This window comes from Streptomyces aquilus (assembly GCF_003955715.1).
Classification (GTDB): Bacteria; Actinomycetota; Actinomycetes; order Streptomycetales; family Streptomycetaceae; genus Streptomyces; species Streptomyces aquilus.
This window is the reverse complement of the sequence record NZ_CP034463.1, coordinates 1,152,522-1,176,559: the sequence shown is the minus strand read 5'-3', so window position 1 is coordinate 1,176,559 and position 24,038 is coordinate 1,152,522. Positions and strand designations below refer to the sequence as shown.

The 24,038-nt window shown below is 70.9% G+C and carries 21 protein-coding genes; 7 read left to right on the top strand and 14 right to left on the bottom strand.

The window, feature by feature from the left end; genetic code table 11:
* Positions 1-17: 17 nt before the first annotated feature.
* From EJC51_RS05565 to EJC51_RS05525, 9 genes are all read right to left on the bottom strand, one after another.
* Positions 18-1,361 (bottom strand): NAD(P)/FAD-dependent oxidoreductase, encoded by a 1,344-nt coding sequence (locus EJC51_RS05565; protein ID WP_244363353.1) that lies wholly within the window; start codon positions 1,359-1,361, stop codon positions 18-20.
* A gap of 222 nt (positions 1,362-1,583) precedes the next feature.
* Complete coding sequence (locus tag EJC51_RS05560; RefSeq protein ID WP_126269989.1) at positions 1,584-1,988, bottom strand: ATP-binding protein; 405 nt, start codon at positions 1,986-1,988, stop codon at positions 1,584-1,586.
* 113 nt (positions 1,989-2,101) lie between these two features.
* A complete protein-coding gene (locus EJC51_RS05555; RefSeq protein WP_126269988.1) occupies positions 2,102-4,006 on the bottom strand; it encodes an AMP-dependent synthetase/ligase in 1,905 nt (634 codons plus the stop codon).
* A 157-nt stretch (positions 4,007-4,163) separates the two neighbouring features.
* Positions 4,164-5,249 (bottom strand): glutamate--cysteine ligase 2, encoded by a 1,086-nt coding sequence (locus EJC51_RS05550; RefSeq protein WP_126269987.1) that lies wholly within the window; start codon positions 5,247-5,249, stop codon positions 4,164-4,166.
* Between the two features lie 62 nt (positions 5,250-5,311).
* Positions 5,312-7,513, bottom strand: a complete 2,202-nt coding sequence (gene glgB, locus EJC51_RS05545; protein ID WP_126269986.1) for a 1,4-alpha-glucan branching enzyme — start codon at positions 7,511-7,513, stop codon at positions 5,312-5,314.
* 4 nt (positions 7,514-7,517) lie between these two features.
* Positions 7,518-8,918: a maltokinase N-terminal cap-like domain-containing protein gene (locus EJC51_RS05540; protein WP_126269985.1), complete on the bottom strand. Its 1,401-nt coding sequence runs from the start codon at positions 8,916-8,918 to the stop codon at positions 7,518-7,520.
* A gap of 28 nt (positions 8,919-8,946) precedes the next feature.
* Complete coding sequence (gene treS, locus EJC51_RS05535) at positions 8,947-10,665, bottom strand: maltose alpha-D-glucosyltransferase (protein WP_126269984.1); 1,719 nt, start codon at positions 10,663-10,665, stop codon at positions 8,947-8,949.
* Complete coding sequence (locus EJC51_RS05530) at positions 10,662-12,644, bottom strand: alpha-1,4-glucan--maltose-1-phosphate maltosyltransferase (protein ID WP_126269983.1); 1,983 nt, start codon at positions 12,642-12,644, stop codon at positions 10,662-10,664. The genes treS and EJC51_RS05530 overlap by 4 nt, the downstream gene beginning before the upstream one ends.
* A gap of 72 nt (positions 12,645-12,716) precedes the next feature.
* Complete coding sequence (locus EJC51_RS05525; protein WP_126269982.1) at positions 12,717-13,016, bottom strand: DUF5133 domain-containing protein; 300 nt, start codon at positions 13,014-13,016, stop codon at positions 12,717-12,719.
* Between the two features lie 248 nt (positions 13,017-13,264).
* Between EJC51_RS05525 and EJC51_RS05520 the strand changes: the two genes are divergently transcribed.
* Both EJC51_RS05520 and glgX read left to right on the top strand, forming a co-directional pair.
* On the top strand, positions 13,265-13,750 hold the full coding sequence (locus EJC51_RS05520) for a pep a2 (protein ID WP_097259896.1): 486 nt from the start codon (positions 13,265-13,267) through the stop codon (positions 13,748-13,750).
* A 26-nt stretch (positions 13,751-13,776) separates the two neighbouring features.
* Positions 13,777-15,900 carry a glycogen debranching protein GlgX gene (gene glgX / locus EJC51_RS05515; RefSeq protein ID WP_126276829.1) on the top strand — a complete coding sequence of 708 codons (2,124 nt, stop codon included), beginning with the start codon at positions 13,777-13,779 and terminating at the stop codon, positions 15,898-15,900.
* Here the strand turns inward: glgX and EJC51_RS05510 are convergent.
* The gene (locus EJC51_RS05510; protein ID WP_126269981.1) at positions 15,872-16,675 is read right to left on the bottom strand and encodes a VOC family protein; all 804 of its coding nucleotides are present in this window, start codon (positions 16,673-16,675) and stop codon (positions 15,872-15,874) included. The two genes, glgX and EJC51_RS05510, sit on opposite strands and share 29 nt — an antisense overlap.
* 159 nt (positions 16,676-16,834) lie before the next feature.
* On the opposite strand from EJC51_RS05510, the gene EJC51_RS05505 reads away from it, so the two are divergent.
* Positions 16,835-17,167: an ANTAR domain-containing protein gene (locus tag EJC51_RS05505; RefSeq protein ID WP_244362505.1), complete on the top strand. Its 333-nt coding sequence runs from the start codon at positions 16,835-16,837 to the stop codon at positions 17,165-17,167.
* Between the two features lie 4 nt (positions 17,168-17,171).
* Here EJC51_RS05505 and EJC51_RS05500 read toward each other — a convergent pair whose 3' ends face one another.
* Positions 17,172-17,963 carry a SigB/SigF/SigG family RNA polymerase sigma factor gene (locus EJC51_RS05500; protein WP_126269980.1) on the bottom strand — a complete coding sequence of 264 codons (792 nt, stop codon included), beginning with the start codon at positions 17,961-17,963 and terminating at the stop codon, positions 17,172-17,174.
* Between the two features lie 240 nt (positions 17,964-18,203).
* Here EJC51_RS05500 and EJC51_RS05495 point away from each other — a divergent pair, with 240 nt between their 5' ends.
* The 4 genes from EJC51_RS05495 to EJC51_RS05480 all read left to right on the top strand — a co-directional run bounded on the left by EJC51_RS05495 (position 18,204) and on the right by EJC51_RS05480 (position 20,989).
* Positions 18,204-18,659 (top strand): MarR family winged helix-turn-helix transcriptional regulator, encoded by a 456-nt coding sequence (locus EJC51_RS05495; RefSeq protein WP_126269979.1) that lies wholly within the window; start codon positions 18,204-18,206, stop codon positions 18,657-18,659.
* A complete protein-coding gene (locus tag EJC51_RS05490; protein WP_126269978.1) occupies positions 18,656-19,477 on the top strand; it encodes an ABC transporter ATP-binding protein in 822 nt (273 codons plus the stop codon). The genes EJC51_RS05495 and EJC51_RS05490 overlap by 4 nt, the downstream gene beginning before the upstream one ends.
* On the top strand, positions 19,437-20,282 hold the full coding sequence (locus EJC51_RS05485; RefSeq protein ID WP_126269977.1) for an ABC transporter permease: 846 nt from the start codon (positions 19,437-19,439) through the stop codon (positions 20,280-20,282). Before EJC51_RS05490 ends, EJC51_RS05485 begins: the two co-directional genes overlap by 41 nt.
* A 191-nt stretch (positions 20,283-20,473) precedes the next feature.
* The gene (locus tag EJC51_RS05480; RefSeq protein WP_126269976.1) at positions 20,474-20,989 is read left to right on the top strand and encodes a hypothetical protein; all 516 of its coding nucleotides are present in this window, start codon (positions 20,474-20,476) and stop codon (positions 20,987-20,989) included.
* 13 nt (positions 20,990-21,002) lie between these two features.
* Here EJC51_RS05480 and hemC read toward each other — a convergent pair whose 3' ends face one another.
* The 3 genes from hemC to EJC51_RS05465 form a co-directional block, all read right to left on the bottom strand.
* On the bottom strand, positions 21,003-21,938 hold the full coding sequence (gene hemC, locus EJC51_RS05475; protein ID WP_126269975.1) for a hydroxymethylbilane synthase: 936 nt from the start codon (positions 21,936-21,938) through the stop codon (positions 21,003-21,005).
* 51 nt (positions 21,939-21,989) lie between these two features.
* Complete coding sequence (locus tag EJC51_RS05470; protein ID WP_126269974.1) at positions 21,990-22,997, bottom strand: questin oxidase family protein; 1,008 nt, start codon at positions 22,995-22,997, stop codon at positions 21,990-21,992.
* A 99-nt stretch (positions 22,998-23,096) separates the two neighbouring features.
* Positions 23,097-23,876, bottom strand: a complete 780-nt coding sequence (locus EJC51_RS05465) for an NPP1 family protein (protein WP_126269973.1) — start codon at positions 23,874-23,876, stop codon at positions 23,097-23,099.
* Positions 23,877-24,038 lie beyond the last annotated feature (162 nt).

The following is a 24,038-nucleotide window of genomic DNA, read 5'->3' as shown; positions in this document are numbered from 1 at the left end:
CGGTCCGCCGGGGCGGCCTATTCCTGCCGCTCCGTTCCGTCCACGTGGGCACGTACCTGCTCCGGTGTCAGGTACGCGTTCGTGTACTCGAAGTCCTTGAGCTTGGCCGCCCTGCGGGCCTGGAACCCCGTGCGGACGAAATCGTCACCGGCGAGCGCGTTCAGCGTCCAGTTGGTGGCGACGCGGACCTTGGCCACATTGGTGCGCAGCGCCGCCCAGTGATAGCCGCGGGCCGCGAACTGGGCGGGCAGGCCCCGCAGTTCGATGCCCAGCGGCTTGGACACGGCGTCCGTGCCACCGAGATCGACGACGAGACCGAGGTCCTTGTGGGTGTACGGCGTCGTCGCGCCGCCCCGCAGCGTGGCGATGACGTTGTCCGCGACGTGCTTGCCCTGCCGCATCGCGTGCTGCGCGGTCGGCGGGCAGATCGCACCCTCCTCGCCCTTGGCCTCGTCCGGGACCGCGGCGGAGTCGCCGAGCGCGAAGACCCCGTCCTGGCCCGGCATCTTCATGTCCGCGCCGACCACGAGCCGCCCGCGGAGCGTCTCCGCCCCCAGCGTCGAGATGAGCGGGCTCGCCACGACACCCGCCGTCCAGATCAGCGTGCGCGTCGGGATCACCCGGCCGTCGGTGAAGGTGACCTCCTCCGGGCCCGCCTTGGCGATGGACGTGCCGAGGGAGATGTCGATCCCGCGCTTGGTGAGGATGTTCTGCGCGGTGCGGCCCAGCTTGTCGCCCAGTTCGGGCATCAGCTTCGGGGCGATGTCGATCAGATGCCACTTGATGAGCGCCGGGTCGATGCGCGGGTAGCGCTTGACGGCGGCGTGGGTGAGTTTCTGCAGACAGGCGGCGGTCTCGGTACCGGCGTAACCGCCGCCGACGACCACGAACTGCAGCCGCGCGGCCCGCTCCGCCTCGTCATGGCTGGCGTCGGCGAGATCGAGCTGTGCGATGACGTGGTCGCGGATGTAGGCGGCCTCGGCCAGGGTCTTCATGCCGAACGCGTTGTCCGTGAGCCCGGGGATGTCGAAGGTGCGGGTCACACTGCCCGGCGCCAGCACGATGTAGTCGAACGGCTCGTCGACGATCTCGTCGGTGATGGTGCGGATCACGCACACCTTCGCCTTGAGGTCCACGCCGATCGCGCCGCCCGGGATGATCCGGGTGCGGTACTTCTTGCTCCGCCGCAGCGACACGGCGATCGACTGGGGTGTCAGCACCCCGGAGGCCACCTGGGGGAGCAGCGGAAGGTAGAGCTGGTAGGCGAACGGCGTCACCAGCGTGACGTCGGCCTCGTCGGCACCGAGTTTGCGTTCCAGCCGGCGTACACACTCCACGCCGGCGAAGCCTGCGCCAACCACCAGAATCCTGGGTCGTGTCACGTTCTTTCTTCCCTTCTGCGGCTCCGGCGGTCCGAGTCGAACGACGTTCGTCTGCCCTGGATCGCTGCTGCCCATCCCACCGATCCCACCGTGCCCGATGCCGTTCCGCCAGCCGGGTGCGGCAGGCAGACGAACGTGTCGTGACCCACCATGCCCGCACTGGTGCGCGAGTGCACCGATTGCGCGTGAAAGTCGTGTGTCTCACCAGGGCAGGAACACATGCACGTCCTTGCCGTCCCGCTCCGGGACGACGCTCACCTGCTCGCACAGGGTCTGGATCAGATGCCAGCCGACGCCGCCACCGCCGGTGCGCGGGTGGAAGGGCCGCGGGGCGGGCGGAGTGGGGTTGGAGTCGTGCAGCGTCACGTGCACACCGTCGAAGGTCCGCCGCATGGTCAGCGAGAACTCCCCGGGCGCGTACTGCACGGCGTTGGCGGCCAGCTCGGTGACGACCAGCAGGATGTCGTGCCAGAACTCGGGTGCGCCCGGCGGGCAGACATCGGCCAGGACGCACAGGAAGTCCTCCGCGGCGAGGCGCGCACCCGTCACGCTCTGCGGCTCGCCCGGGAAGCTCGTGGTGCGGCTCGGGATCTCCACGGAGGCCACTAGGTCGTCCCTACGAGTTCATCGGCCAGGTCGTTCGGCCGGCGTCGTTCGACGTCGGCGCTTGTGCGAGTTCCCGAAGCGGCCGGGGTCAATCGGACCCACGGGTACCTCTGTCACCGGAAGACATTGTCCTGGTCCTCCCAGCCGGCCGGCTCCTCGGGCAGCCGCTGCCGGGTGCCGTGGGATCGGGCCTGGTACATCGCGTCGATCTCGAACGCGTAGTGCTCGACGATCGCGTCCCGGCGCAGCTTCATCGACGGCGTGAGCAGCGCACTGGTGCGGTCGAAGGGCTCCGGCAGCACCCGGAAGACGCGGATGGACTCCGAATGGGACACGGAACTGTTCGCCGCGGCGACCGCCCGCCCGATCTCCTCCCGCAGCGCGTTCTCCTCCCGCGCCTCCCGGCTCGGCGCGTCCCCCGGCAGCGCGAGCGCGGCGCGCCAGTGGGTCAGGAAGTCCGGGTCCAGGGTGATCAGGGCGCCGACGCAGGGCCGGTTGTCGCCGACCAGCACCGCCTGGTGGATGAGCGGGTGCATCCGCAGCCGCTGCTCCAGGAAGGCCGGGGCCACACTCTTGCCGCCGCTGGTGATGACGACGTCCTTCTTGCGGCCGGTGATCGTCAGATAGCCCTCGGGGTCGAGGTATCCCAGGTCTCCGGTGGCCAGCCAGCCACGGCCCAGCGCCGCCCGGGTGGCGGCCTCGTCGTTGATGTACCCCTGGAACACCGAGGGGCCGCGCACCAGGATCTCCCCGTCGTCGGCCACCCGGATGTCGGTGCCGGGCAGGGCCTGTCCGACGGTGCCGGACTTCTCCCGGCCCACGGGCTGCGCCGTGATGCCGCCGCTGGTCTCGGTCAGTCCGTAGGCGTCGTTCACGTAGAGACCGATGCCCTCGTAGAACAGACACAGCTCACGGCCCAGCGGCGACCCGCCTGAGGCCGCGCGCAGCACCCGGCCGCCGAGTGCGGCCCGCAGTCTGCGGTACACCGTCCGTTCGTACAGCGCGTGCTGGAGCCGCAGGTCCAGGCCGGGACCCGGGCCCAGGCCCAGCCGATGGCGTTCGACGGCCGCCGCGAAGTCCCGGGCGGTCTCCGCGGCCCGCTCGAACAGGGCGCCGCGGCCCGCCTGCTGGGCCATCCGCAGGAAGTTCTTGTAGATCTTCTCGAAGAGCGACGGCACACCGCAGAAGTAGGTGGGCCGGAACGACAGCAGGGACGCCGACAGCGTCTCGGGGCTCAGATCCGGCTCGTGGCCCATCAGCAGACCGCCGCGGATGCACAGGCTCTGCACCAGCAGGCCGTACACATGGGAGAAGGGCAGGAAGGCGAGGACACTGCCCTGGCCGCCGGGTGGCACCACCGTGTGCCCCCAGCCCTCCAGCAGCACGTCGCAGGCGCTGGCCAGGCCCCGGTGGCTCACGGCACAGCCCATCGGCCGGCCGGAGGTGCCGGACGTGTAGACGACCGCCGCGGTGGAGTCCGGCAGCACGATGCGGCGCAGCGACTCCACCGTCGTGAAAGGAATGAACGCGCCCCGCTCCACGAGCTGTTCCAGCGCCCCCGTGTCCAGCTGCCAGACGTGCCGCAGCCGGGGCAGCGAGGCGCACACCGACCCGACCGTCATCACGCTCTGTTCGTCCTCGACGAAGACGCCGACACAGGCCGCGTCCCGGAGGATCCACTCCACCTGGTCGCGCGACGACGTGGGATAGATCGGCACGACCTCGGCGCCCAGCGCCCACAGGGCATGGCTGAGGACCGTCCACTCGTACCGGGTCCGCGCCATGATCGCCACGCGGTGCCCGGGCGCGATGCCGGAGGCCACCAGCCCCTTGGCCAGGTCCACCACCTCGTCCCGCACCTCCACGGCGGTCACCTCCTCCCATGGAGCGGCGGAGGGACCGGAGCGGCGCGCGAGCATCGGCAGGGTGGGGTTGCGGTCCGCCGTCTCGAAGACGCTGTCGGCGAGCCCGCCGGTGAGGGGGGAGACGGACGGGGGAGCGAGGGCCACGTCGCGCATGCGCTGCTCCTGATGTGTACGGGGTGTGACTCCACCGATGAGAACCGTTATCGGCGGTGCCTGAATGTAGCCCAGGCGGGAGCGGTCGGTGTCCGGATTCGACAAGGAGCGCCGGTTTGGTGATCTCGGCGTTACCGCGGGGCACACCGCCGGGTTCTCACGCCTGGGTGCGGCGCACGCACTCCCGGACGACCTCCCGCAGACTCCCGGTCCGCTCCATCAGCTCCCGCTGGACGCGCGCCCCGTTGCCGGACCGCAGCAGCTCCGCGCAGGCCTCGCGCGCGCAGTCGAGGTCACCGGTCTCCGCCAGCGCCTCGCCGACGTGGTCCAGCAGCGCCCGTACGACGGCCTCCGCGGGCATCCGGCGCATGGTCGCCGGATGCAGCAGCTCCTCCGTCAGCCCCGACCGTGCGGCCCGCCACGCGGCCAGCCGCAGCAGGCTCACACTGTGCGGCAGCGGCTCCTGGCCGGCCCGCCACTCGCGGGTCGCGGTCTCCACCAGGCCGCGGGCGAGGGTCGCGACCAGTACGGCGGTCGACGCGTGCAGACAGACGTCGGCGACCCGGATCTCCACCGTCGGATAGCGCCGGGACAGTCGCGCGTCGAAGTAGACCATCGCCTCGTCGAGGAGCACCCCCGTGGCGACCATGTCCGCGACCCGCCGGTGATAGCACTCCGCCGAGCCGAACACCTCGGTCGGCCCGGCCGAGGGCCAGCGCTGCCACACCCGGCTGCGATAGCTGCTGTACGTGGTGTCGCCGCCCTGCCAGAACGGGGAGTTGGCGCTGATCGCGGACAGCACCGACAGCCACGGCCGGATCCGGTCGATCACCGCGACGCCCTCGGCGTCGGACTCCACGGACACATGGACGTGACAGCCGAGTACCAGGTCGCGGCTGGTGATGCCGTACTGCTCCGCCATCCACTGGTAGCGGCGTCCCACCCCGATGGAGGGCTGGACCGGCAACGGTGAGGTCGCCAGGGCCGCCACCGTGCAGCCGAGCCCCTCGGCGAGCCGCGCCGCCTCCTTGCGGCAGCGGACGATCTCCGCACCGAGGTCCGCCATCCCCGACTGCGGGTGCGTGGCGAACTCCAGCATCTCGGTGTGCAGTTCCTTCTCGAACACCTCCCCGTCCGCCTCGTCCAGCGCGGCCCGCGCGAGGACGGCCGCGGACAGAGCCCGGGGCTCGCCGGTCTCAGGATCGACAAGGAGGAGCTCCTCCTCCACTCCGACGGTGCGCACGTGGGGCCGCCCTTCTGCCATCACGACGGGGTCCGTACCCCGACTGCCCACGCGGCGGCCAATCACACGGGCGTGAACCAGACCGTGGCGAGCGGCGGCAGCGTGAGCGCGAGGACACCGTCCTCCGGCTTGACCGGATCGGAGGTGCCGACCCCGCTCCCGCCGTAGCGCCCGGCGTCCGTGTTGAGGACCTCCCGCCAGGCGGGGACGTCGCCGGGGACGCCGAGGCGGTAGTCGTGCCGGACGACGGGGGAGAAGTTCGACACGGCGAGGAGAGGGTTGCCGTGGGCGTCGTAGCGCAGGAACGCGAAGACGTTGTCGTCCGCCGCGTCGCCGACCACCCACTGGAAGCCGTCCGGGGTGGTGTCGCGCTGCCACAGCGCCGGGGTGTGACGGTAGAGGCCGTTGAGGTCACGGACCAGGTCCCGGACGCCCCGGTGATCGGCTTCGGCACCGTAGTCGGGATCGAGCAGCCACCAGTCGGGGCCGTCGGGCTCGGACCACTCCGCTCCCTGGGCGAACTCCTGCCCCATGAAGAGGAGTTGCTTGCCCGGGTGGGCCCACATGAAGCCCAGGTACGCGCGGTGGTTGGCGCGTTGCTGCCACCAGTCGCCGGGCATCTTCGACACCAGCGACCGCTTGCCGTGCACGACCTCGTCGTGCGAGATCGGCAGCACGTAGTTCTCGCTGTACGCGTACACCATCGAGAACGTCATCTCGTGGTGGTGGTACTTGCGGTGCACCGGCTCGTGCTGGACGTAGTCGAGCGAGTCGTGCATCCAGCCCATGTTCCACTTCAGCCCGAACCCCAGCCCGCCGCTCTCGGTCGGCCGGGTCACCCCGTCCCAGGCCGTGGACTCCTCGGCGATGGTCATGACGCCCGGCACCCGGCGGTACACGGTCGCGTTCATCTCCTGAAGGAAGGCCATCGCGTCCAGGTCCTCCCGGCCGCCGAACACATTGGGCGACCACTGGCCGGAGTCCCGGGAGTAGTCGAGGTAGAGCATCGAGGCGACCGCGTCCACGCGCAGCCCGTCGATGTGGAACTCCTCGCACCAGTACACGGCGTTGGCGACCAGGAAGTTGCGCACCTCGACGCGCCCGTAGTCGAACTCGTACGTCCCCCAGTCCGGATGCTCGGCCCGCCGCCAGTCCCCGGGCTCGTACAGCGGCTCCCCGTCGAAGCGGCCCAACGCCCAGTCGTCCTTGGGGAAATGAGCGGGCACCCAGTCCATGATCACACCGATCCCGGCCCGGTGCAGGGCGTCGACCAGGTACTTGAAGTCGTCCGGCGAGCCCAGCCGGGCCGTCGGCGCGTAGAAGCCGGTCACCTGGTAGCCCCAGGAGCCGCTGAAGGGGTGATGGGCGACGGGCATCAGCTCGACGTGCGTGAACCCTAGATCGCTGACGTACGCCGGAAGCTCCTCGGCGAGCTGACGGTACGTCAACCCCGGTCGCCAGGACGGCAGATGGACCTCGTACACGGAGAACGGCGCCTCGTGCACCGCGACATCGCCCCGGTGGGCCATCCACTCGGCGTCGTCCCACTCGTAGTGCGACACGGTCACGATCGACGCGGTGTCCGGCGGGACCTCGGCGCGCCGGGCCATCGGGTCCGCCTTCAAGAAGCGATGACCCGACCGGGAGGTGATCTCGAACTTGTACCGGGTGCCCTCCCCGATCCCCGGCAGGAACAGCTCCCACACCCCGGCCGCACCGAGCGAGCGCATCGGGAACGCCGTGCCGTCCCAGCACGTGAAGTCGCCGGCGACCCGCACACCCTGCGCGTTCGGCGCCCACACCGTGAAGCGGGTGCCGGTCACGCCCTGGTGGGTCATCGGCTCGGCGCCGAGCGCCTTCCACAGCTCCTCGTGCCGGCCCTCACGGATGAGGTGCAGATCGGTGTCGCCGAGGGCGGGCAGGAAGCGGTAGGGGTCGTGGACCTCGTGCTCGCCGTCCTCGTACGCCACCAGCAGGGTGTACGAGGGGATCGCCGCCAGGGGGAGCACGCCGGTGAAGAGGCCGTCGCCCTCGGAGGCGAGCCGGCTGCGCTTCCCGTCGACGACCACGCTCACGGCGCGCGCGAAGGGACGCAGGGCACGGAAGACGATCCCGCCGGGCACCGGATGGGCGCCCAGCAGGGCGTGCGGGTCGTGGTGGGCGCCCGCCAGCAGCCGGGCACGGTCGCCGGGGTCCAGGGCGGGCGCGGCACGGCAGGGGACCGGACCGCCCGCCTCGGGGGGTGAGGTGTCACGCAGGGCCATGGCTTCAGCCTCCCCTTACGGCGAGTCGCTCGATCGCCGCCATCGGTACCGGGAGCCAGTCCGGGCGGTGTCTGGCCTCGTACAGGACTTCGTACACGGCTCGGTCCGTCTCGTAGGCGCGGAGCAGGCCGTGTTTCTTGCGGGGGTCCCAGCCGGCCCGGGCGGCGTAGCCGGCGCAGAAGGCCTCCCGGCAGCGGCGCGCCCACTCCGGGCGCCAGGGGCGGCGCTGCCGGGCGGCGTAGTCGAAGGAGCGCAGCATCCCGGCGATGTCCCGGACCGGGGAGTGCGGGCTGCGGCGTTCGGCGAGCGGACGGGACGGCTCGCCCTCGAAGTCGATCACGAACCACTCGCGCCCGGCCCACAGCACCTGGCCCAGATGCAGATCCCCGTGGATGCGCTGCGCGGGCGGCCCGGCGTCACAGCCCTCCAGCGCGGCGAACGCCGTCCGCAGCCGTGGCGCGAAGGGCTGGAGGGCGGGGACGCAGTGCGCGGCGGACGTCAGCCGCTCGGTCATCGCGGCCGCCGTGCGGCTGTTCTGGTCGCAGGCGGGTCCGCCGGCCGGATCGGCGTCGGCCGGAGCGGCCTCGACGGGAAACGCCGCGGCCAGGGCGAGGTGGACGTCCGCCATGGCCTGGCCCAGCTCACGGGCCTGCGCCGTGAAGTCGTCGCCGCGGGCCAGCGCCTCCAGCGCCAGCGTCCAGCCGTCGGAGGCGTCGGGCAAGAACGGCTGGAGCACGCCGAGCGTGGCCCCGTACGGATGCGTCGTCCGGAACCAGGCCACGGGGGCGGGCACCCGACGGCAGCCCTGCCCGGCCAGCGCGCCGGGTACCTCCAGATCGGGGTTGATGCCGGGCTGGACGCGCCGGAAGACCTTCAGGATGAACGCGTCGCCGTACACCAGCGAGGAGTTCGACTGCTCGGCGTCCAGCACCCGCGGCACCAGCCCGGTCGGCACGGACACCGCCGGGTCGGCCTCGAAGCGCAGCGGGCCCGCCGCGCCCGGATGCCGCAGCCGGTCCAGGAACAGCTGCGCCGAACGCGGGTCCTGCAACGCGTCGAACACCGTCAGCCCGGCCAACGGCCCCGACTCGGCCCGCCCGATCAGCGCCCGGCCGAGCCGCGGCGACAGATGCTTCCGGACGCCGAGGAGCAGCTGGTAGCAGTCCCCGGACCCGGCCGTGGTGCCGCCGGGGGCGGGGACGGGCGGGTGTCCGGTGCGGACCAGCAGATGCAGACAGCCCGGGAACAGCTCCGTCAGGGACAGCAGTGCCAGGTCCGTGACGGGCCGGTCCTTGCCCGCGAACCAGCGCTGCCGGGGCAGCCACTCGCGCAGGAGCCCGGCCAGTGAGGCCATGGGCCCCACGACGGCCGTGTCGCTCGGGCTCGGGAATGCGGTCTTCGGCATGGTGACGCGTCCTTTCGTCGGCACACGCTCAAAGTCGTCGGCCGATGCGGGATGCGACTCGGGAGAGCCGGAACCAGTAGAAACCGTGTCCCGCCAGCGTCAGCAAGTAGGGCAGCTCGCCGATGGCCGGGAAGCGCACCCCGCCGAACAGCTCCACCGGATGGCGGCCGTCGAACTCACGCAGATCGAGCTCCGTCGGCTGGGCGAAACGGGAGAAGTTGTGCACGCACAGGACCAGGTCGTCCTCGTACTCGCGCAGGAACGCCAGCACAGCGGGATTGGAGGACTGGAGTTCCGTGAACGAGCCGAGACCGAACGCCGGGTTCTGCTTGCGGATCTCGATCATGCGGCGGGTCCAGTGGAGCAACGACGACGGCGACGCCATGGACGCCTCGACGTTGGTGACCTGGTGCCCGTAGACCGGGTCCATGATGATCGGCAGGTTCAGGCGTCCCGGATCGGCCGTGGAGAAGCCGGCGTTGCGGTCCGGTGTCCACTGCATGGGGGTGCGGACGGCGTCGCGGTCGCCGAGCCAGATGTTGTCGCCCATGCCGATCTCGTCGCCGTAGTAGAGGATCGGCGAGCCGGGCAGGGAGAGCAGGAGAGCCGTGAACAGCTCGATCGTGTCGCGGTCGTTGTCGAGCAGCGGGGCGAGGCGGCGGCGGATGCCGATGTTGGCGCGCATCCGCGGGTCCTTGGCGTACTCGGCCCACATGTAGTCGCGTTCCTCGTCGGTGACCATTTCGAGGGTGAGCTCGTCGTGGTTCCTGAGGAAGATGCCCCACTGGCAACTGGAGGGAATGGCCGGGGTCTTGGCGAGGATTTCCGAGACCGGGTAGCGGGACTCGCGCCGTACCGCCATGAAGATGCGGGGCATGACCGGGAAGTGGAAGGCCATGTGGCATTCGTCGCCGCCGGACTGGTAGTCGCCGAAGTAGTCGACGACGTCCTCGGGCCACTGGTTCGCCTCGGCCAGCAGCACGGTGTCCGGGTACATGAGGTCGATCTCGCGGCGCACGCGCTTCAGGAACTCGTGGGTGGGCGGCAGGTTCTCGCAGTTCGTGCCCTCGGCCGCGTACAGATAGGGGACGGCGTCGAGGCGGAAGCCGTCGATACCGAGGTCCAGCCAGAAGCGCAGGGCCGCCAGGATCTCCTCCTGGACCGCCGGGTTCTCGTAGTTGAGGTCGGGCTGGTGCGAGAAGAAGCGGTGGAAGAAGTACTGCTGGCGGACCGGGTCGTACGTCCAGTTGGACGCCTCGGTGTCGACGAAGATGATGCGGGCGTCGGCGTACTGCTTGTCGTCGTCGGCCCACATGTAGTAGTCGCCGTACGGGCCGTCGGGGTTGTTGCGCGACTCCTGGAACCACGGGTGCTGGTCGCTGGTGTGGTTCATGACGAAGTCGATGATGACGCGCATGCCGCGCTGGTGGGCGGCGTCGACGAACTCCACGAAGTCGGCGAGGTCGCCGAACTCGGGGAGGACGGCGGTGTAGTCGGAGACGTCGTAACCGCCGTCGCGCAGCGGTGACTTGAAGAAGGGCGGCAGCCAGAGGCAGTCGACGCCGAGCCATTGCAGGTAGTCGAGCTTGGCGGTGAGGCCCTTGAGGTCGCCGACGCCGTCGCCGTTGCTGTCCTGGAAGGATCGGACGAGCACCTCGTAGAAGACGGCGCGCTTGAACCAGTCGGGGTCCCGGTCCTTGGCCGGGGTGTCCTCGAAGGTGTCGTGGACGGGCTCGTTGACAGTCATGACGCGCTGGACCCTCCGCTCTGCGGTGCCGACGGCTGGACGTGGAGCACGTGCGCGAGTGCCCGGCCGGGGTCCAGGCGCACATAGTTGCTCCTGCCCCACTGGTAGGTCTCACCCGTCAGTTCGTCGTGCACCGACATGGATGCGTTCCCGTCCAGGCCGAGTTGCTGCATGTCCAACGAGACCGTGGCCTCCTGGGTGTGGTGAGGGTCGAGGTTGGCGACCACCACAACCGTGTCCGAGCCGGTGCGCTTGCTGTACGCGATGACGGCGTCGTTGTCGGTGGTGTGGAAGCGGATGTTCCTGAGGCGGTGGAGTGCCGGGTGGCGGCGCCTGATCTCGTTCAGCTGGGCGATGAGAGGGGTGATGTTGTCCTTTTCCGTCTCCCAGTCGCGGGGGCGGAGTTGGTACTTCTCCGAGTTCAGGTATTCCTCGCTGCCCTGGCGCAGGGGGGTGTTCTCGCACAGTTCGTAGCCGCTGTAGATGCCCCAGGTGGGGGAGAGGGTGGCGGCCAGGACGGCGCGGACCTCGAAGGCGGGCCGGCCGCCGTGCTGGAGGTAGGCGTGCAGGATGTCGGGGGTGTTGGCGAAGAAGTTGGGCCGCATGTAGGCGGCCGCCTCCCCCGACAGCTCGGTCAGGTACTCGGTGAGCTCCTGCTTGGTGTTGCGCCAGGTGAAGTACGTGTACGACTGCTGGAAGCCGATCTGTCCCAGGGTGTGCATCATCGCCGGGCGGGTGAACGCCTCCGCCAGGAAGATCACGTCGGGGTCGGTGGCGTTGATGTCCGCGATCACCTGCTGCCAGAACACGACCGGCTTGGTGTGCGGGTTGTCGACCCGGAAGATCCGCACCCCGTGGTCCATCCAGTGCCGCAGCACCCGCAGTGTTTCGGCGATCAGACCGTCCAGGTCCGCGTCGAAGGCGATGGGGTAGATGTCCTGGTACTTCTTCGGCGGATTCTCCGCGTACGCGATGGTGCCGTCCGGGCGGTGGTGGAACCACTCCGGATGCTTCTGCACCCAGGGGTGGTCCGGGGAGCACTGCAACGCGAAGTCCAGCGCGATCTCCAGGCCGTGCGCGGCGGCCTGCTGCACGAAGTGGTCGAAGTCCTCGATCGTGCCCAGGTCGGGGTGGACGGCGTCGTGGCCGCCCTCGGGCGAGCCGATCGCCCACGGCACCCCGACATCGTCCGGACCGGCCGCCAGGGTGTTGTTCGGGCCCTTGCGGAAGGTCGTCCCGATCGGGTGGATCGGGGGCAGGTAGACGACGTCGAAGCCCATCGCGGCGATCGCGGGCAGCCGGCGCGCGGCGGTGCGGAAGGTGCCGTGCGGCCGCTCGGGGGTGCCCTCGGAGCGCGGGAAGAACTCGTACCAGGAGCCGTACAGCGCCCGCTCCCGCTCGACCAGCAGGGGGAGTGGCGCGGAGGCGGTGACGAACTCCCGCAGCGGGTGCGCGGCCAGGACCGCGTCCACCTCCGGCGTCAACGCCGCCCCCAACCGGGCCGACACGCTCAGCGAGTCGTCGCGCAGGGCGTCCGCCGCGGCCAGCACCAGCGCCTGCCCGGCGGCCTCGGGCACCCCGGCGGCCGCCCGTTCGTAGAGGTCGCCGCCCTCCTCCAGGACGAGGCCGACGTCGAGACCGACGGGAATCTTGATGCCGGCGTGACGGCGCCAGGTGGCGATCGGGTCGCCCCAGGCCTCGACATGGAAGGTCCAGTGGCCCACCGAGCCGGGAGTGACGTCGGCGCCCCAGCGGTCGGTGCCGGGGGCGAGCTCACGCATCGGCGTCCACGGGCCCGGCCGGCCCTCGGGGTCGGTGAGGACGACGTTCGCGGCGACCGCGTCATGCCCCTCGCGGAACACCGTGGCGGTCACCCGGAAGGTCTCGCCCTCGACCGCCTTGGCCGGGCTGCGGCCGCCGTCGACGGCCGGCCGGACGTCCCGCACCGGGATACGGCCGATAGTCTCGCTCGCACTCATGGGTCTCGCCTCCGCCGTGCCGAGGGCCGGGCCATGTGGCCCGGCCGGGGATCCAAGCTGCGCCGGAAGGGACTACCTCCCCGCGGGAGAACGGCTGAGCTCCACCGGCGGGCCCCGGTGCACCGGGGCGTTGGCACACAGCTGCGCGTCCTGCTCCTGGAGGTAGGTGACGACACCCATCCGCAGATAGCGTTCGGCGGCGTCGGCGGCCTCCCGGGCGCAGCGCTTCCCCATGAGCACGCACAGGGTGTAGCCCGAGTCCTCGAAGGTGGCCCGGACCGTGCGGTCGGCGGGGGAGGTGAGCATCACGCGCTCCCAGGCCCGGTACCGCCGCAGTTGCCGGGCGACTTCGGCCTTGGCCGGTAGCAGCATGGCGCGGTTCACCTTCCGTGGGGGGTCTCACTCATGGTGCACGCGTGACGACGCAGCGTCTTGTTGGATCTTCAACCATCGCGCATCGGGCGGCGATCCGGCCGTTGATCTGCTCGTGTTGCACGAATGGCGTAGCCCCCGCACGCTTGAGGTCACTCAGGAGCGATCACTGCTCACGCTGCGCGTTCGGGGCTCGTCCCGCAGGGGCGAGGTGAAGGCGGAGCTTCGCCGGTGAGGAGCGAACGAAGATGAAGACCGCAGTGCCCTGCTACTACCACCTCGACGTGGAAGTCACCCCGGAACGGGTCGGCCAGGTCAAGCGCATTCTGGCCGCTCACCTCCGGTACTGGGATCTCGACACCCTCGTCGAGCCCGTCTGTCGCGGTGCCGAAATGCTGCTGAGGGCCATCGACGAGCACGCGACCGACAAGGAGACGTCGATCGAGATGTGGTGGAACGGCCAGCACCTGATCACCGCGATCGGTGACAACGACCGCGACCTGCGCCCGGACCAGGACCTCCGAAGCTGCCTGGCGCACATCGCCGCCATGAGCGACGGGTGGGGCTGCTGCGCCACCGAGACCGGCAGCAAGGTCATCTGGTTCTCGCAGCGCGCCCGCGCCGGCGAGCGCGTCCCGCTGGTGCCGACGGCCCCGGCGCCGAGCCTGCGCGAGGTGCTCCAGGTGCCCCGCGAGGAACCGGTCGTGGGCGGCGTCCTGGAGGACGCCCGGTGACCGCGAAGCGCCGACGCACGGTAGGGGTGCCCGTCTGGAACGGGCACCCTTACCCGTTGGGAGCGTCGTTCGACGGCAAGGGCACCAACTTCGCGCTGTTCAGCGAGGTCGCCGAGTGCGTGGAGCTGGTCCTCGTCGACGACGACGGCAGCCACCGCAGCGTCCCGCTCGCCGAGGTCGACGGCTTCGTGTGGCACTGCTACCTGCCCGGGATCGGTCCGGGGCAGCGCTACGGCTACCGGGTGCACGGGCCCTGGCATCCGGAACTCGGCCACCGCTGCGACCCGGCGAAGCTGCTCCTGGACCCGTACGCCAGGGCGGTGGACGGCCAGATGGACAACGACCCCTCGCTCTACGCCCCGGACGCCGACAGCGCCGGGCACACCCTGCTCGGCGTGGTCACGGACCCCGCCTTCGACTGGGGCACGGACCAGCCGCCCCGCCGCTCGTACGCCGACACGGTCATCTACGAGACCCACGTCCGCGGCCTGACCCGCACCCACCCCGACGTCCCCGACGAACTCCGCGGCACCTACGCCGGGTTGGCCCACCCCGCGGTCGTCGAGCACCTGACGTCCCTCGGGGTGACCGCGGTGGAGCTGATGCCGGTCCACCAGTTCGTCCACGACGGCGTGCTCCAGGACCGCGGTCTGTCCAACTACTGGGGCTACAACACCATCGGCTTCTTCGCCCCGCACAACGGCTACGCCGCCCACGGCACCCGCGGCGGTCAGGTCGCCGAGTTCAAGTCGATGGTGAAGGCGCTCCACGCGGCCGGCCTCGAAGTGATCCTGGACGTCGTCTACAACCACACCGCCGAGGGCAACGAGAGGGGCCCCACGCTCTCCTTCCGCGGTATCGACAACGCCTCCTACTACCGTCTGGTGGACGGCGACTGGAGCCATTACTACGACACCACCGGCACCGGCAACAGCCTGCTGATGCGGCACCCGTACGTCCTTCAGCTGATCATGGACTCACTGCGCTACTGGGTGACCGAGATGCATGTCGACGGCTTCCGCTTCGACCTCGCGGCCACGCTGGCCCGGCAGTTCCACGAGGTGGACCGGCTGTCGGCGTTCTTCGACCTGATCCAGCAGGACCCGGTGATCAGCCGCGTCAAGCTGATCGCCGAGCCGTGGGACGTCGGCGAGGGCGGCTACCAGGTGGGCAACTTCCCGCCGCTGTGGTCGGAGTGGAACGGCAAGTACCGGGACACCGTACGGGACTTCTGGCGCGGCCAGCCCGGCTCGCTGGGCGAGTTCGCGTCCCGGCTGACCGGCTCCTCCGACCTGTACCAGCGCAGCCGGCGCCGCCCGCGTGCCAGCGTCAACTTCGTGACCGCGCACGACGGGTTCACGCTGCGCGACCTCGTCTCGTACAACGACAAGCACAACGAGGCCAACGGCGAGGGCAACCGCGACGGCGAGAGCAACAACCGCTCCTGGAACTGCGGCGCCGAGGGCGAGACCCGCGATCCGAAGATCCTGGAGCTGCGCGCCCGCCAGCAGCGCAACCTCATCGCCACCCTGCTGCTGTCCCAGGGCATCCCGATGCTCAGCCACGGCGACGAACTCGGCCGCACCCAGCGCGGCAACAACAACGCCTACTGCCAGGACAACGAGGTCTCCTGGATCGACTGGCGGTTGACCGGCGAACAGCGCGCCCTCGCCGACTTCACCCGGTACGTCGTCGCCCTGCGCGCCGCCCACCCCGTCCTGCGCCGCCGCCGCTTCTTCCGCGGCGAGACCGTGACGTACGCGGGCCAGCCGCTGCCCGACCTGGTGTGGTTCGCGCCGGACGCGCGGGAGATGACCGACGGCGACTGGCTGCGCTCGGACGCGCACTCCGTCGGCGCCTTCCTCAACGGTGACGCCATCGCCGAACCCGACTCGTGCGGCCGTCCGGTGGTCGACGACTCCTTCCTGCTGCTGCTGAACAGCTACTGGGAGCCGGTGGACTTCCGGCTGCCGGAACCAGCGTACGGCGAACGCTGGACGACGCTCATCGACACCGCGCAGCCCCAGGGGGCGGACGAGGTGGAGCACAAGGCGGACTCGGTGGTGAGCGTCGGGGCGCGGAGCCTGGTGCTGCTGTCGCGGCCCCCGGCGAGCGCTCCGGTCAGCGGGACGGACGCGACGTCACGGTGAACTGGGCCCCGTCGGGGTCGCGCAGCACCGCCTCGTCACCGCTCTTCGACAGGACGCTGCCGCCGTGGATCTCCGCGGCGCGGGCGCAGGCGGAGACGTCCGAGACGGCGAAGTGCACCTGCCAGTGCGGGCGGATCGTGGGGTCGGGTGCCGCGCCCAGCGCGCCCGACTCGATCCGCGCCACGATCTCGCCCCGGCTGCGCAGCACGACCTCGCCGCCCTCGTAGGTGACCTCGCAGCACCCGGGACGGTCCGAGGCCCAGTCGAGGATCTCGCCGTAGAAGATCGCGGCGTCGAAGGCGTCGCGGGTGTGCAGTCGGATGAAGGCGGGGGACGCGCGCCGCCAGCTCTCCCAGTCGGAGAAGAGCTCGCCCTCCCAGATCCCGAAGGCCGCCCCGTCCCGGTCGGCCAGCAGCGCCGCCCGTCCCGGTGGGAAGGACAGCGGCCCCACCGCGGCGGTGCCGCCCCGCTCCTGCGCCCGGGCGACGGCCTCGTCGGCGCTGGCCACCGCGAAGTACGGCGTCCAGGCGACGGCCATCTGCCACATCGAGGCCACCGCGGCGATCCCCGCGACCGGCGTGTCGTCCACCACCGCCATCCGGAACCGGTCGCCGAGCCTGGCCGGCCGCCACTCCCAGCCCAGCACCGCGGCGTAGAAGCCCTCGGTGGTCTCCAGGTCGCGGCTGGTCAGGCTCACCCAGCAGGGGGCGCCGAACACGGAGTGCGTGGAGACGACATCCGTCGTCCCACGGGGAAGTTTCATGTCGTGATTCATGGCAGTCGTGTCCTGGTCTCGCCGGCCGGGCAGCCACCGGTCTGTCTCCAGTGTCCAACCGGAACTGTGCCGGGCGCCTGTCGAGTACCCTCGCGGCGCGCCCGAAACGACATCGCAGGTCCGGTGGCATTGCGCCGGTCGAGTGAGCAGGATGGAAGCGTGACCCCCGCATTGAGCGACTCTTCCGACGAGGCCGGCCGCATCTTCGAACTGCAAGAGGAGGTCGAGCAGCTGAAGGAGGCCGTCGCCTCGCACGCCGTCGTGGACCAGGCGATCGGGATGATGGTGGCGCTCGGCCGGGTGACACCGGACGAGGGCTGGGAGGTCCTGAAGGAGGTCTCCCAGCGGACGAACATCAAGCTCCGCAATGTCGCCGACCTCATCCTGATCTGGGGCCGGGACGGACGGATGCCCCCGGAGATCCGCGCCGAGCTGGAGGCCGCTCTCGACCGGCACGGCCCGACCCAGATCCCCGGGGCCCCCTCGGAGTGACCGCTCAGCGCACCTCCGCCTCCAGCTCCGTGCGCAGCCTGGCGAAGCAGGCGCTGAGCAGCCGGGAGACGTGCATCTGGGAGATGCCGAGCAGCTGCGCGATGCTGCTCTGGGTCATCCCCTCGAAGAAGCGCAGGTAGAGGATGGTCTGCTCACGCTCCGGCAGGGCCAGGAGGCAGGGGGCGACGGACACCCGGTCGACGACCACGTCGAAGCCGGGGTCGGGGCCGCCGAGGGCGTCGCCCAGGGCGTAGCCGTCGGTGCCGGGCATCTCCGCCTCCAGCGACAGCGCGGAGTAGCACTCCAGCGCCTCCATGCCGGTGCGCACCTCGTCCTCGGTCAGCTGGGCGTGCTCGGCGATCTCGGCGACGGTGGGGACACGTCCCGGGATCGTCTGCGACAGCTCCTTGGCGGAGCGCCGGACGCGGTTGCGCAGGTCCTGGACCCGGCGCGGCACGTGCAGCGTCCACATGTGGTCGCGGAAGTGCCGCTTGATCTCACCGGTGACGGTCGGGACCGCGTACGCCTCGAAGGCGTGGCCGCGCTCGGGGTCGTAGTGGTCGACGGCCTTGACCAGTCCGAGGGCGGCGACCTGGTACAGGTCCTCCAGGGACTCGCCGCGGCCCTTGAAGCGGACGGCGATCCGCTCGGCCATGGGCAGCCACAGCCGGATCAGCTCGTCGCGCAGGGCGCGGCGCTCGGGGCCGTCGGGCAGTTCGCGCAGGCGGACGAAATCGTCGGCGGTGTCGGGGGCGTCGTCATGCGGGTGCGGCTTCGTCCTGGTCGTGACAGGCATCGTGCGCACCTCCTCAGCGGGTGCCGGCGGGACGGACACCATGGGAGGAGGGCTGCGCGGACGACAGGCGGAGGACGCCGGGGCCGGGGAGCGGCTCCCATGGACGTGCCTCCTGTCCGAAGCACATAAATGCGAATTCCCGCTACAAACCGATCCAAACACGTCGCAGCCGCGGAGCTTCCCTCGGCCTTGACCGTCCTTTGGGTTCATTACCTCTGCTACAGAGCTAATCTCGGTGGTGTGGAGCACGAGACCTTTCCGGAGGAGCTGGCCGATGCGCTCGTCGGGGTCCAGCGGCTGATCCGGCGCCGGCTGCGCCGGGAGACGCCAGCGCCGCAACTGCGGGGCGCCGAGGTGGAGTTGCTGCGGCTCGTCGTGGCCCGGCCCGGCATCCGCATCTCGGACGCCGCCAAGGACCTCTACCTGGCGGGCAATTCGGTGTCGACGCTGGTCAACCAGCTGGCCCGGCAGGGTTATCTGGTGCGCGAGACCGACCCCGCCGACCGGCGGGCGGCCCGGCTGCTGCCGACCCCGGCGGCCGAAGCCCGGCTCGCCGCATGGCGCCGGCGCCGCGCCGACCTCGTACGCCAACAGGTCGCCAAGCTCGACGAGGCGGACCGGCAGGCGCTGGTCGCGGCGGTCCCCGCGCTGCGGCTGCTGGCCGAGAACCTGCGTGAGGAAGGGGAGGAGCCATGACACCGGACGCCGTCGCGTGCACCGGGCTCGCGTACGCCTTCGGCGGCACCCGCGCCGTGGACGGACTCGACCTGACCGTGGCCGAGGGCGAGGTCTTCGGACTGCTCGGACCCAACGGCGCGGGCAAGACCACCGCCATCCGCTGCATCACCACCCTGCTGCCGGTACCGGCGGGCATGGTCCGGGTCTTCGGGCACGACACCGCCGAGGACCGGATGGCCGTACGACGCCTGCTCGGCTACGTGCCGCAGCAGCTGTCCGCCGACCAGGGCCTGACCGGCCGCGAGAACGTCGCCCTGTTCGCCCGCGTCTTCGACGTGCCCCGCCGCGAGCGCGCCGCGCGCGTCGGGCAGGCCCTCGCCGCCGTCGACCTCACCGACGCCGCCGACCGGCTCGCCAAGACCTACTCCGGCGGCATGGTCCGCCGCCTCGAACTCGCCCAGGCCCTGGTCAGCGCGCCCCGGCTGCTGATCCTCGACGAGCCGACCATCGGCCTCGACCCGATCGCCCGCACCGGGGTGTGGGAGCACATCAACGCCGTCCGCGCGGCCACCGGCATGACCGTCCTGGTCACCACGCACTACATGGACGAGGCCGACCAGTACTGCGACCGGGTCGGCCTCATGCACCACGGCCGTGTCCGCGCCCTCGGCACCCCCGCCGAACTGCGCCAGGGCCTCGCCGCACGCCGCGGCACGACCACCCTGCCCACCCTCGAGGACGTCTTCCGCGAGGTCGCGGGCAGCGGCCTCGACGACGAGTCAGGAGACTTCCGCGATGTCCGAAGCACCCGCCGTACCGCAGGCCGCGTCGGCTGACGGCATCGGCCTGCTGCTCCAGCCGCCCCGGCCCCGTGCGGGCTGGCGGCTGCTGCCCGCCCGGGTCGGCGCGATGTGCGCCGTGGAACTGCAGAAACTGCGCCACGACCGCACCGAGCTCTACACCCGTGCGGTCCAGCCGGCCCTCTGGCTGCTGATCTTCGGCCAGACCTTCACCCGCATCAAGGCGATCCCCACCGACGGCATCCCCTACATCGACTACCTCGCGCCCGGGATCATCGCCCAGTCCGCGATGTTCATCGCGATCTTCTACGGCATCCAGATCATCTGGGAGCGCGACGCCGGCATCCTCAACAAGCTCCTCGTCACCCCCACCCCGCGCTCGGCGCTGATCACCGGCAAGGCCTTCGCGGCCGGCGTGAAGTCGCTCGTGCAGGCCGTGGTCGTCGTCCTCATCGCCGCCGTGCTCGGCGTCGCCCTGACCTGGAACCCGCTGAAGCTGCTCGGCGTCGCGGCGGTGGTCGTCCTCGCCTCGGCCTTCTTCTCCTGCCTGTCGATGACCATCGCCGGCATCGTCCTGAGCCGTGACCGGCTGATGGGTTTCGGACAGGCCATCACCATGCCGCTGTTCTTCGGCTCCAACGCCCTCTACCCGCTCTCCGTCATGCCGGGCTGGCTCCAGGCGGTCAGCAAGGTCAATCCGCTCAGCTATCAGGTGGACGCCCTGCGCGGCCTCCTCCTCGGCACACCCGCGCATCTCGCGCTCGACTTCGCGGTGCTCCTCGTCGCCGCCGCGCTCGGCATCGCCGCGGCCTCTTCACTGCTCGGCCGGCTCGCTCGCTGATCATGCGCGCGGACGTGATGTGCGGCACGCCCGAGCACGGCCCGAGGAGCGCTCCGGGCGGATTCTTCCTGCGCACGGCATGATCGCTGATCAAAGGGGGTGAATGGGCTGGCCACAGCGCATTCTGCTCATTTGACAGTGCACTGAGCACACAGATAGGAAGCAGCTCTCTGAGGGTGGAGAGGTGGATTGTGTACGAGCCGAACGTGGTCGGGGACTGGCAGGAGTACGACGAGCTTGCCGGCCTGCGTGTCCGCGTCCACCGCCTGGAGGCCGCGGAGCCACCACGCGGACGGGACGACGCCGCCGAGGGGCTCACGTACTTCTGTGTGCGGGTGACGGTCGAGAACCGCGGTGCCCGGCACTCCACGATCCATCTGGAGGACGGTCAGATCGACGTGCGGGTCGGCCCCGACGGCGAGAGCGCCTTCATCGACTGGCGCAACTCGCAGTTCATCGAGGGCTTCGACGTCTACCCCCTGCGCCGGGCCACCGCCGTCCTCTACGCGGCCGGACCGGAGGCCGCGCTGAGCCAGGTCGACGTGCAGATCCAGCTGCGCGTCGACGACGACTGGGCCGACCGGCGGCTGTGGGCGGGCGGCATCGGTCTGCTCGAAGGGTCCGTGCAGCCGGGGGCGGCCCGTGAGGGCCTGGCCTGCCAGGTCAGCAACTTCCTGCGGGACCAGGCCGAGGAGGGCACCGCCTGACCGTCGCCCCCGGTCAGTGCGGGATGCCGTCGATGATCTCGCGGGCGCCCTGACGCAGCAGCGCGACGGCCGCCGACGTGCCGAGCGTGGCCGGGTCGAGGCGGCCCGCCCATTCGTGGGCGTTCAGCCGGGTCTTGCCGTCGGGAGTGAACACGCAGGCCCGCAGCGACAGTTCGCCACCGTGGTCCACGCGCGCGTACCCGGCGATCGGGCTGTTGCAGTGCCCTTGGAGGACGTGCAGGAACATCCGCTCCGCGGTGGCCTCCCGGTGCGTGTCCGGGTCGCCGAGACCGCTGACCGCGTCGATCAGCTCGGTGTCGCCCTCCCGGCACTGCAGGGCGAGGATGCCCGCGCCGATCGGCGGCATCATCGTCTCGGGGGAGAGGATCTCGCTGATCACGTCCTCGCGGCCGATGCGCTCCAGGCCGGACACCGCGAGCAGCAGCGCGTCCGCGTCCCCGGCCGCCAGCTTGGCCAGCCGCCGGTTGGCGTTGCCGCGGAACGGCACGCACTCCAGATGCGGGTGGGTGGCGGCGAGTTGGGCGACCCGGCGCACCGAGGAGGTGCCGATCCGCGTCCCCTCGGGCAGCTCGTCCAGCGTGAGCCCGCCGGGGTGGATCAGCGCGTCCCGGATGTCGTCGCGCTTGAGGAACGCGGCGAACGTCGTGCCGGCCGGGAGCGGCCGGTCGGCCGGCACGTCCTTGACACAGTGCACCGCGAGATCGGCCTCGCCCGCCAGCAGCGCGGCGTCGACCTCCTTGGTGAACGCCCCCTTGCCCTCCACCTTGGACAGGTCGCCCAGCCACTTGTCACCGGTCGTCTTCACCGGCACGACCTCGGTGCGCACACCTGGATGAAGGACGCCCAACTCGGCGCGGACACGCTCCACTTGGGCCAGCGCCATGGGCGAGTCGCGGGAGACGATACGGATCAGCTCGGGCACGGACATGCGGGACACGATAGACCCTTCGGGTGGACGGTCCGTGCCGTACCGGCGGGATCAGACCAGTGGATCACTCATCTCCACCGCGCGCAGCGCCGCCGCCAGTGCCTGCTCGTCGCCGACGTCCAGGGCCGTGTCGGCGAGTTTGATGACGTGTTCGTCGCCGTGCGCGAGGGCGCGTTCCAGGACCTCCTCCGGGGTGAGGCGGGCCGGTGGCGTGTAGGCGACCGGTTCGACCGGGCCGTACATCGCGGTCACCGCCGCGGACGCGGTCCACGCGGCGTGCAGGCTCGGCGCCCACAGGTCGCGGGGGAGGGAATCGAGGGTGCGCAGCACGGCGTTGGGGGCCGTGGCCGCGTGCACCAGCATGGTCGGCTCGCCGTGGCCGTGGGTGGCGTAGCGGTGGGTCGCGGCGTGCACGAGCTCGGTGAGGCGGGCGCGTGCGGTGTCGGGGTCGGTCACGTCGTCCGCCCAGACGGGGAGTTGATGCACGGCGGCCAGGCGCTTGCGGAAGCCCACGTTGCCGGGCGCGATGGCCGGTACGGCGTCCAGGGCCTGGGCGGCCGTCGGCGCGCCCGGCACCGCGGTGATGCCGGTCAGCGGCTGGTGCCGTGCCGCCCAGTAGCCCAGGGCGTGCGCGAACTCCGCGATGCGGGGCGGGGTCTCGGCGGCTTCCAGGGCGCGTACCGCGTGGCCGACGCGGATGACGGTGTGTGTGGCGCCGCCGTACAGGCCGGACAGCAGCCGCGGCCACCAGGTCGCGAGGACGTCCCGCCAGGGCCGCTCGGCGAGCATGCGGGCGTAGTAGTCGGTCCAGTCCGCTATACGGCGCGGATCGCCCAGCGCCTCGGCCCAGTTGGCGTCCGTGACCGGCTCCGAGCGGTCGGGGAAGTCGTCCAGCCTGTCCTGGTAGAGGTCCAGCCAGCGGTGGACCGCGCCGGTCTGTCCGTGCGTCGCCAGTGCCTCGACGACCATGGGGGCGTGGTTCGTGAGCCAGCCGTCGAACTCCGGGCCGGCTGCGTGGACCCGTTCGAGGGCTTCTTCGAGGTGTCCGGTCGTGGTCATGATCGGACGGTATGCCGAGTACGAGGGTGCGGTGATCGGGCGCGGGACGGAAACCCGCGGTGCGGGGGACCTAGGTCCCGCGCCCGAGGACCGCGCTGATCAGGCGTTCGGGTCGAACGCGATGCCGGACGGCTTGGCCGAGCTCAGGTGCGCGGCGAAGTTGGCGTCCTTCAGGCCGAAGTTGGCGCTGCCGAAGTCGTACGCGCTGAGCTTGTCGCGGAGGGCCGTCGACGGGTAGCCGTTCCAGCCGACCAGCGGCGGGTACTGCCAGGTGCCCTTGGCGTTCTCCGGCGGCTCGTCGCCCGAGCCTGCCAGCCGGAAGCAGTGGGTGCTGATGCCGTCCTTGTGGTAGACGATCTTCGCGTGCGTGCCCTCGAAGCGGACACTGGAGGCCGCGCTCACCGTGAACGAGCCGTGGTTGGACGTCGACACGTACTGGACCGTGCCGTTCTGCACCCAGATGACGACGTGCTCCCAGTCGTGCCGGTGGCCGCCGATGCTGCTGTTCGCGAGGGCCTGGTCCTTCTCGAAGTACAGGCCGTACAGGTAGGCGCACCAGCCGTTGTTGCACTTGTAGCGCGAGTAGCTGTTGGTGTTGTTCAGGTCCGAGAGGTCGTGGCAGTCGCCGCTGAGCGAACCGGTCGGCTTGAGGCCGCCGTTGATGGTGCCGTCGGGACCGATCGCCGGCGAGGAGTAGCAGCCGTCCGTGTCGTAGTCGAAGGCGGGCTGGTACGTGTACTCGGCGGCCTCGGCGTTGCTCGGCAGTGCCGAGGGCGGGGCGGCCAGGGCGGTGCTGGGGAAGGCGAGCACCAGGGCGGCGGCGCCGGCCGCGCCGACCGCCCATCTCTTGCGGTGCGTTCCGGAACGGTTCGACGACACTGCGTCCTCCTCTTGGTGCGGGCGCAGCCCAACGGCTGTGGGGGAGAGGGAAGTTGGAGGTTCCACTTCCCGGGCCAGGACAGCTTCCCGGCTTTTCATGTCCGCGCCAAGAGGTCGTAAGCAACTCACAGGTAACAACCGTCCGAACGCTTGGATGGCGTC

Coding starts and splice junctions, on each gene's coding strand:
- EJC51_RS05555 (WP_126269988.1), bottom strand. CDS start 4,006: ATGCGCGACGTGGCCCTCGCTCCCCCGTCCGTCTCCCCCCTCACCGGC.
- EJC51_RS05540 (WP_126269985.1), bottom strand. CDS start 8,918: ATGCCGAAGACCGCATTCCCGAGCCCGAGCGACACGGCCGTCGTGGGG.
- EJC51_RS05520 (WP_097259896.1), top strand. CDS start 13,265: ATGAAGACCGCAGTGCCCTGCTACTACCACCTCGACGTGGAAGTCACC.
- EJC51_RS05510 (WP_126269981.1), bottom strand. CDS start 16,675: ATGAATCACGACATGAAACTTCCCCGTGGGACGACGGATGTCGTCTCC.
- EJC51_RS05500 (WP_126269980.1), bottom strand. CDS start 17,963: ATGCCTGTCACGACCAGGACGAAGCCGCACCCGCATGACGACGCCCCC.
- EJC51_RS05530 (WP_126269983.1), bottom strand. CDS start 12,644: ATGAGTGCGAGCGAGACTATCGGCCGTATCCCGGTGCGGGACGTCCGG.
- hemC (WP_126269975.1), bottom strand. CDS start 21,938: ATGTCCGTGCCCGAGCTGATCCGTATCGTCTCCCGCGACTCGCCCATG.
- EJC51_RS05485 (WP_126269977.1), top strand. CDS start 19,437: ATGTCCGAAGCACCCGCCGTACCGCAGGCCGCGTCGGCTGACGGCATC.
- glgB (WP_126269986.1), bottom strand. CDS start 7,513: ATGGCCCTGCGTGACACCTCACCCCCCGAGGCGGGCGGTCCGGTCCCC.
- EJC51_RS05470 (WP_126269974.1), bottom strand. CDS start 22,997: ATGACCACGACCGGACACCTCGAAGAAGCCCTCGAACGGGTCCACGCA.
- treS (WP_126269984.1), bottom strand. CDS start 10,665: ATGACTGTCAACGAGCCCGTCCACGACACCTTCGAGGACACCCCGGCC.
- EJC51_RS05490 (WP_126269978.1), top strand. CDS start 18,656: ATGACACCGGACGCCGTCGCGTGCACCGGGCTCGCGTACGCCTTCGGC.
- EJC51_RS05525 (WP_126269982.1), bottom strand. CDS start 13,016: ATGCTGCTACCGGCCAAGGCCGAAGTCGCCCGGCAACTGCGGCGGTAC.